This is a genomic window from Streptomyces sp. NPDC054841 (genome assembly GCF_053611045.1).
Genome location: NZ_JBSGZO010000414.1, coordinates 1 through 7,828, shown reverse-complemented (window position 1 = coordinate 7,828; position 7,828 = coordinate 1). Strand labels below are relative to the sequence as shown.

Below are 7,828 nucleotides of genomic sequence, written 5' to 3'. Positions count from 1 at the left end.
CCGACCCGAAGCCCTACGTCTGGACGAAGACCGCCGACGAGATCCTCGAACGCCTCGCCTCATATCTGAACAGGATTCCTGACTCAGAAGACTAGCGCTTGAGATATGCCAGAACGGCCAGCACTCTGCGGTTGTCGTCCGCCGATGGGCTGATACGCAGCTTGGCGAAGATGCTCGCCGTGTGCTTGGCCACGGCGCTCTCGCTGATGTGCAGGCCGCTTGCGACGGCGGTGTTCGACCTGCCCTCGGCCATCAGTTCCAGGACGTCGCGCTCGCGCGGCGTCAGGCTGCCGATCGTGCCACGGGCGTCGCCGCGCGACAGGAGCCTGGAGATGACCTGAGGGTCCATCACCGTGCCTCCGGCAGCCACTCGGCGGACCGCGTCCACGAACTGCTCGGTGTTGGTGACCCGGTCCTTGAGCAGATAGCCGACGGCACCTTCGCCCCCGGCCAGCAGCTCGTTCGCGTAGAGCTGCTCGACGTACTGGGAGAGTACGAGGACGGGCAGGCCGGGACGTCGGCGACGGGCTTCCAGCGCGGCCCGCAGGCCCTCGTCGGTGAAGGTCGGCGGCAGCCGCACGTCGACCACCGCGACATCCGGCGCTGCGTCCCCCTCGTCGAAGAGCGCGCGCAACAAAGAGGGGCCGTTGTCCACCGCGACGACCTCGCAGCCGTGCTCCTGGAGTGTGCGTGTCAGCCCGTCTCTCAGCAGGAAGAGGTCTTCGGCGAGGACAACGCGCACGGAATCTCCATCGTCACGGTGGTCGGTCCGCCCTGCGGGCTGTGCAGGACGAGGGTGCCATCGAAGGTATCCAATCGCCGTCGTACGCCGTTCACTCCGGTGCCCCGTGAAGGGTCGGCGCCGCCGTGGCCGTCGTCGGTGACGGTCACGCGCAGCACGCCGTTCTCGTACATCAGGGCTATGCCGACCTCGCGGGCGCCGGAGTGCTTCGCCGCGTTCGTCAGGGTCTCGCTCACAGCGAAGTAGGCGGCGGACTCGACCGGTGCCGGGAGCCGGCCCGGCAGCCGGGCCTCGACGTGGACGTCGAGGAAGCTGTCGAGCGCCAGCGAGCGGACGGCGTCACCGAGCCCTCGGTCGGCGAGGACCGGCGGGTGGATGCCGTGGACGAGGTCGCGCAGGTCCTGCAGGGCCCGCTCGGACGTTCCGCGGACGTCCAGCAGGAGCTCGCGTGCCGCCGCCGGGTCTGTCTCCAGTCGGCGCATGGCACGGTCGAGCGTCATCCCCAGGGAGACCAGCCGAGCCTGCGCACCGTCGTGCAGGTTCCGCTCGATGCGCCGCAGTTCGGCGGCCAGAGTGTCCAGGGCCCAGGCACGGGCGTCGGTGAGCTGATCGACCCGCCGGGTGAGCTGGGTGCTGCGGGGCGCGGAGAGCAGAGGCCGGGTCATCCGGGTGTGCAGCCGGAGTGTGGCGGGGGCGGCGAGCAGGCCGGCGGCCATGAAGGCGAGCCCCAGCACCAGCGCGGCAAGCATGGTCGGGGTGCTGTGCACCGGGACGAACGCATACCAGTTGCCGTCGTCGATGAGCCGCCAGATGAACGGCTGGACCAGCGCGCCGAACGCCCCGTACTCGATCAGGGCGAGGGGCACGGCGACCAGGAGGCCGCCGGTCACCGGCTCCAGCCAGGCCCATACCAGGTCGCGCCAGAAACCCTCATCGGCGAGGATCGCGCCCGATGTCCTGCGGGCGTTGAGGGTGCGGTCCGCGGGCAGGGGCTCGGGCGGAGTGACATGAACGCCCGTCCATCGGGCGGCGCGTGAGCGGGAGCGATCGGACAGCGAGCGCAGGGTACGCGTGGCCGGCGGCAGCAGCAGGAAGCCGACGCCCACGGGTATCAGCAGCAGGGCGAGCACCACGAGCGAGCCTGCCGCCGCCACCGCGATGGCATGCAGGCTCGCCAACTGGCACCGGCCGACCGCGACACATGCGCGGGAGACGACCGTGCGTGGCTTATCGAACATCGTCCATGATCGGAGGGAGCTTAGTCGGTGTCGGTGTCGGTGCCGTTCCCGTCGCTGGTGCCAGGGCTGACGCCGACGACGGCGACCGTCCGCTGCGAGAGCTCGTCCACGTCCACAGCCCCGCTGCCACCAGGCACGACGCCCCGAACAACACCATGGGGAGTACCGCGCCCGACTCTTCGTCCATGAACAGCAGCATGCCGAGGTTGATCAGAGCGTGGAAGCCTCCCGCGAGCAGCAGCCTGGAAGCCCGCACTCCTTCGAGGGCCCACCCCATCACGACCGACATGGATACGGCTGCCATCAAGAACGCCCCCGCGTACACAGGGTGTCTCGCGAAGACCTGGACGTGCCAGACGCCCCACGCCACGCCCACCGCGACCGAAGCGCCAAAGGGGCCGAAGCGGGTGCGCAGCAGCGGTTGCAGGAAGCAGCGCCAGCCGATCTCCTCGCCACACGCGCCGATGAGCTGCGCCGCGGCGATCAACGCAAAAGGGGTGTCCGGACGCGTCAGTTGCACGTTCCCGGTGAGCGTCGCGTACGCGCCGACGCTCAGCGCGATGATCAGCGGTGCCGTGACGATCAGGAGCACCCCATGACTGCTGCGGCCCGGCAGGGCGCCGGCGAGCAGTGCCCGTACACGCCGCGGCCACAGCAGCGCGGCAACTCCCACCCCGAGTGCGGGTCCGAACTGGGTCAGCTGGATGACCTCGCCGGGGATCCGTGTCGCCGGCTGGAGCGTGCCCAACGCGCCGGCCGCCAGAAAGGTAACGGCGAGGAACATGGCCATCGCCCTGATGTCGACAGGTTTCAATCGCATGCCAACGACGATGCCGCTCGGCGAAGCCGCAGCCATTGTGTCTGCATGCCGGGCCGGGGTGTACGTAGATACACCCTCGTGCGGGTGCGGGGCTGTCATCGGGTCCGTCCAGTACGCGCCCGAGGCAGCCCTGGAGGAGCGCGGCGTGCGCGAGAGCGTTGAGATCGTCGCGGACAGCGCGGCCGGCACATCCGGCAACAACCATCGCTTCACCCGGACACGGCTGACCTCGTGAGGGCGGTGGTAGGTTGCGTCCACGGTCGAGTCGTGAGGCATGCCATGGTGCGTTCAACACTCAGTGTCGACATCGGTGGTACCAAGTTGCTCATGCTTGCGGAGGGCAAGGGCCTTGCGGGGCCGCTCACACGGCGGGTGGCAACGGGGCCCGCAGCAACTCCGACAGATATCGAAGCCGCGATCAAGGCCTTCATCGCAGACAATGACTTGCGGCCCGATGCACTGGGCATCGCTGTACCGGGGTTGGTGGCAGACCGGAAGGTTGAGATCTCTGACGTCCTGCCGCAGCTCGCCGGGTGGCAGGGACTCGCAGGCTGTGACGTTCCGCAGCTTCTCGTCAACGACATCCGGGGTGCCCTGGCGCAAGAAGCCACCTGCCACGCGGACAATGCGACCGTGGTCGTGCTGATCTGTGGCACTGCGGTGGGCTCCGCATACCTCTCGGCAGGGAGAGTGCTCAGGGGCTCACGGGGGTGGGCCGGCGAGGTCGGCAGCATGCCGATGCCGACCGATCACGGAGTGAAACGCCTCGACGAGCTCGCGGGCGGCGCGGCGATCGTGAGGCGAACCGGAAGATCGCCGGATCAGGTTCACGCCGCACTGGCCCACGGCGACCCTGGCGTCGAGCGTGTGGTGCACGAAGCGGGGGTGGCATTCGGCCTTGCCATTGCTGCACTTGTGAACATCCTCAACCCGGACGTGGTGCGTGTGGCAGGCGGCACTCTTGGTTACAGGGGGTACTGGGATTCGGCAGTCGTGACAGCTCGCGAGCATGCCTTGCCCGAGCTGAGGGAGGCCTGCACGATCAGCCGTATCGAGGACGCTGAACTGGTCGTCGCCAGAGGGGCGATGAGATTGGCTGAAGCCGCCAGGCACGGTCACTCATGGGTAGAGGAATACGTCTAGAAGCATTCCGGCCTGGCCGAACTGGGGTCCTGATCGGGTGACTTCGGGAGAACCGAGGTATGGCGGCAGGGCCCGAGGTGTGGCGGCAGGGCCCGAGGTGTGGCGGCAGGGCCCGAGGCAGGGGCGGCAGGGTCCCGCACCCCGCACCCGCTGTTCGTCCTCGGCGCGAGCTTCGGCCAGAACCTCAGGACGCCCGAGCATCCTGTTCTCCATGATCTCCATTGCAGGTGGCCTCGCGTCCGACCCCCTACGAGGGTAGGGGGTCAGCTTTGGCACCGTGGTGTGACGTGGTCCACCGAGCCTGGCTCCTACCTTCTGGTCGTCGGCAAGCGGGCCGGCCGGACAGTGGAGGTACAGGGCATGGCAGTCAGCGCGTCCCGGCGCACCGACGACGTCGCGGAGTCCGGTTCGGGTGTCATCCGGTCGCGGTTCGTGCGCCGGATCGGATACGCCGTCACGCTCCTTCCGGCGTCGATCGCGACGGTCGGCATGGTTGCGGCCGGGCGCTCGGACACGGCGCGCCGGTGGTGGGCCCAGGCCGGAGAGCAGGACTCGGCGGCGCAGTCCTCGGGCCGCCGGCCCGGCGCGGCGCGTCTGCTGGCCCACGCGGTGCTGTGCGTTCCGCTCGGGCTGCTGTCGCTGATCCCGATCGGGATGGAGATCCTGTTCATCCTGCGCGGCGTTCTGTACCCGCTGGTCGATCCCGGCCCTTACACCACGTCCTGGGGCGGACCGTCGACGGGCGGGGCCTGGCTGGCGCACTTCGGCGTCGGCCTGCTCTCGGCGATCGCCGGGCTGGGGGCTCTGTGGCTCCTCAGCCGCCTCCACGCCCGTCTGGCGGGCGGCATGTGGGGCCGCACGGTAGGGATCGCGCCGTACCTCGTCACCGCCGTCGCGCTCGCCGCCGGTGTGATGCTGGTCATCGCCTGGACCCACCAGCTGTGACACCGGCCCCGGGCGTGTCGTACCCCGCTACGGTCCGTGCAGATGCACGTCGAGTACCGACAGGGCCATGCTCGCCGGCAGCGGATCACCGCAGGCTGCGCACCCGCACGGGTCAGGGGTTCCGCGGCCGCGGCGCTGTCGGGCCGGCGCAGCGGAGGCGGTCCGCTGTGACGGGGGCGCCTTCGGCGACGTTGCGGTCGTAGGTGACGGTCTTGACCACCACGGGCTCGGAGCCCACGGTGACTTCGAAGACCGCGTCCTGCCGGGAGACTGCCCGCAGGCGGGCTCCGGGCAGTGCAGCGGCAAGCGTGGACGCATCTGCTTCACGCCCGGCCGGGTACGCGATGACAGGCGGGCCGGCGGGCCGCACCGATGGGGCGGACGCCGAGGTGTCCGCCACGGCGAACTTGCTGAGCCGGAGGGCCTTGGCGACGGTGGCGTCATCAACACGCACCTCGATACCGGTGGGGTCGCTCTCGGCACGTGTTTCGGGCACCGGCAGGATACGGGTGTCGCCGGTGATGGGGCGGTCTGAGCGCAGGGCGTCCCACAGGGCCTCGGAGCGGGCCTGGTGCCAGAGCAGCGTGGACCCCACGCCGGGCACCCGGTGGTCGAAGTGGGAGATCGGCACGGTGGCGAACTCCGTCCGGTCCGCTGACAGGCGGCCCAGTGTCCAGCCGATGCGGACGAGGTCCTCCAGGCCCGTCCGGTCGTCCGTGCGTACGGACTTCAGCAGCTCGCCGGCCGTACGGGCCGCGCTCACGGGATCGGCCAGTGCCCCTTGTACGGTCAGACGGGCCAGCATGTCGGCGAGCATCCGCTGCTGGCGGCGGACCCGGCCGAGGTCCCCGGGGCGGTTGATGTGCCGGGCGCGGGCGTAACGCAGGGCTCCACTGCCGTCGAGGTGCTGTGTACCCGCGGCGATGTCGAGACCGGAGTTTTCGTCCTTGAGCGGCTTGTCCGTGCACACGGTCGCGCCGCCCAGGTTGTCGACGGCTTGCTCGAAGCCGACGAAGCCGGTCTCGAGGTAGTGGTCGATGTGCAGGCCGGTGACATTCTGGACGGTGCGCACGGCCAGGGGACCCCGGCCGATCTTGAAAGCTCCGTTGATCTTGCCTCGGCGGGGCGGTGCGATGGCGCCCTCGGGTGTGGCGTACTCGACGTAACTGTCCCGGGGGATGGAGACGACGCTTGCGCGCCTGTGGTCCTCGGAAAGATGGACGAGCATCATCACGTCGGTGCAGTCGCATGCTTTGCCGCCCACGTGAAGGCGCCGCTTCTCCTCAGCTGACAGGCCGGCACGGCTGTCGATGCCGACGATCAGGATGTTCGTACCGCGGCTGCCGTCCTGGCCTGCCGGTGCGTTCACGGCAGAGACGGCCTGCGCGCCGAGCCAGGGCAAGGAGGAGACCAGGCCGGCCAGAAGAGTCAGTCCGACAACACCACGACGCATCACACACCCCCACAAGGTGCACAGTTGATGGGCACGAAGCTATCGGGCAGGAACGGGAGGGTCGTGTTACGCGCCGGTGGGCTCGCCGTCCTCCCGGTAGTGATCACCCAGGTTGTCCAACGCGGGTCCTCCATCCCGGTTGGACCGTGCGCGAACGTCCGCCGGCCGTTCGCCGTCACGGTGAGCGACGTCCCGAGAAACACCCACTCAGCGAGGTACGCGGCTTCGTGCTCGGACCGGGGCCGGCCGGTGCGCGGATCACGGGCGCCGGTGCCTGGCTCGCCGCCCGCGCACCGCCGGGCGACCATGGAATACGGGACCGGTCCGGGGCCAGGCACTGGGAGGCACCCGTGGAGCACACCCGCACAACCGACGTACTGATCGCGGGCGCCGGTCCGGTCGGACTGAGTGCGGCCGCTGATCTCCGCCGGCACGGAGTGCACTGCCGTCTCGTCGACCGGCTGCCGGCCCGCCTCCCGTACGCCAAGGCGGTTGGCATCCAGCCGCGCACCCTGGAGATCTGGGACCGGATGGGCCTGGCCCGCACCGTCCTGGAGGCTGCCGTTCCGCTGCGCGGGCAGCTGATCTACGTCAACGGCAGGGAACAGGCGCGGATCGGCCTCGAGCTGCCGCCCGAGGTGCCCTACGGATTCGCCGCGCTGCCGCAGTACGAGACCGAGCGCCTCCTCGAGGAGTACGTCGCCGGCCTGGGAACGGTCATCGAACGCGGCACCGAACTGCTGTCGTTCACCCAGGACCAGGACGGGGTCACCGCCCGGCTGCGCACCGCCTCCGGCGCGGACGAGGAGTTGCGTGCCCGCTATCTGATCGGCTGCGACGGAGCGCACAGCATCGTCCGCAAGGGGATGGGCCTCACCTTCGAGGGCGCGGCCTTCCCCGAGGAGTACATGCTGGCCGACGTCGAGGCCGACTGGGATCTGCCGCACGGATACGGCGTACGCTCCAGTCACCGCGCCGACAACGGTTCCACCGACGACCTGCTGGTCTGCATCCCGCTGCCCGGCACGGGCCGCTACCGCATGTCGATGCTGGTCCCGCCCGAACTCTCCACGCGGGCGACCGGCCCGGGGCCCGCGCGGGGCGACGGCGTCGCACACGGCCTGGAGGGCGGCAGCGCCCCTCAGCTGTCCCACATCCAGGCCGTCGTCGACCGCCTGGCACCCCGCCCCGCCCGCCTCTCCCGGATGCGCTGGTCCTCCGTCTTCCGCATCAGCCACCGCATCGTCGACCGCTACGCCGACGGGCGTGTCTTCGTCGCGGGCGACGCCGCCCACATCCACCCGCCCACCGGCGCCCAGGGCATGAACACCGGCATCCAGGACGCCTGCAACCTGGCCTGGAAGCTCGCCATCGTCGTCCGGGGGGAGGCGGGGCCGGTCCTGCTCGCCAGCTACGACGCCGAGCGCCGTCCGGTCGGCGAGGAGGTCGTCGGCCGGACCGTCCGGCACGCCACGCACGGCATAGAG

At 70.1% G+C, this 7,828-nt stretch carries 7 protein-coding genes; 3 read left to right on the top strand and 4 right to left on the bottom strand.

The annotated features are described in order from the left end of the window. Nucleotides 1-91: 91 nt before the first annotated feature. From ACWGI8_RS35020 to ACWGI8_RS35010, 3 genes are read right to left on the bottom strand one after another with little or no spacing between them, the layout of a single operon-like run. Nucleotides 92-742 carry a response regulator transcription factor gene (locus tag ACWGI8_RS35020; protein ID WP_453667203.1) on the bottom strand — a complete coding sequence of 217 codons (651 nt, stop codon included), beginning with the start codon at nt 740-742 and terminating at the stop codon, nt 92-94. After that, complete coding sequence (locus ACWGI8_RS35015) at nt 706-1,980, bottom strand: sensor histidine kinase (protein WP_453667201.1); 1,275 nt, start codon at nt 1,978-1,980, stop codon at nt 706-708. Before ACWGI8_RS35015 ends, ACWGI8_RS35020 begins: the two co-directional genes overlap by 37 nt. After that, entirely contained in the window at nt 1,970-2,800 is an 831-nt protein-coding gene (locus ACWGI8_RS35010) for a CPBP family intramembrane glutamic endopeptidase (RefSeq protein ID WP_453667200.1), read from the bottom strand. The genes ACWGI8_RS35015 and ACWGI8_RS35010 overlap by 11 nt, the downstream gene beginning before the upstream one ends. 267 nt (nt 2,801-3,067) lie before the next feature. Here ACWGI8_RS35010 and ACWGI8_RS35005 point away from each other — a divergent pair, with 267 nt between their 5' ends. Together ACWGI8_RS35005 and ACWGI8_RS35000 are read left to right on the top strand one after the other, a co-directional pair. After that, nucleotides 3,068-3,943, top strand: coding sequence for an ROK family protein (locus ACWGI8_RS35005; protein WP_453667199.1), 876 nt, complete (start codon nt 3,068-3,070; stop codon nt 3,941-3,943). A gap of 360 nt (nt 3,944-4,303) precedes the next feature. After that, nucleotides 4,304-4,888 (top strand): hypothetical protein, encoded by a 585-nt coding sequence (locus ACWGI8_RS35000; RefSeq protein WP_453667198.1) that lies wholly within the window; start codon nt 4,304-4,306, stop codon nt 4,886-4,888. A 112-nt stretch (nt 4,889-5,000) separates the two neighbouring features. Here the strand turns inward: ACWGI8_RS35000 and ACWGI8_RS34995 are convergent, their stop codons facing one another. Beyond that, on the bottom strand, nt 5,001-6,341 hold the full coding sequence (locus tag ACWGI8_RS34995) for an LCP family protein (protein WP_453667197.1): 1,341 nt from the start codon (nt 6,339-6,341) through the stop codon (nt 5,001-5,003). Nucleotides 6,342-6,691: 350 nt separating this feature from the next. On the opposite strand from ACWGI8_RS34995, the gene ACWGI8_RS34990 reads away from it, so the two are divergent. Beyond that, nucleotides 6,692-7,828: FAD-dependent monooxygenase (locus tag ACWGI8_RS34990; RefSeq protein ID WP_453667204.1), on the top strand; the 1,137-nt coding region annotated here is incomplete at its 3' end.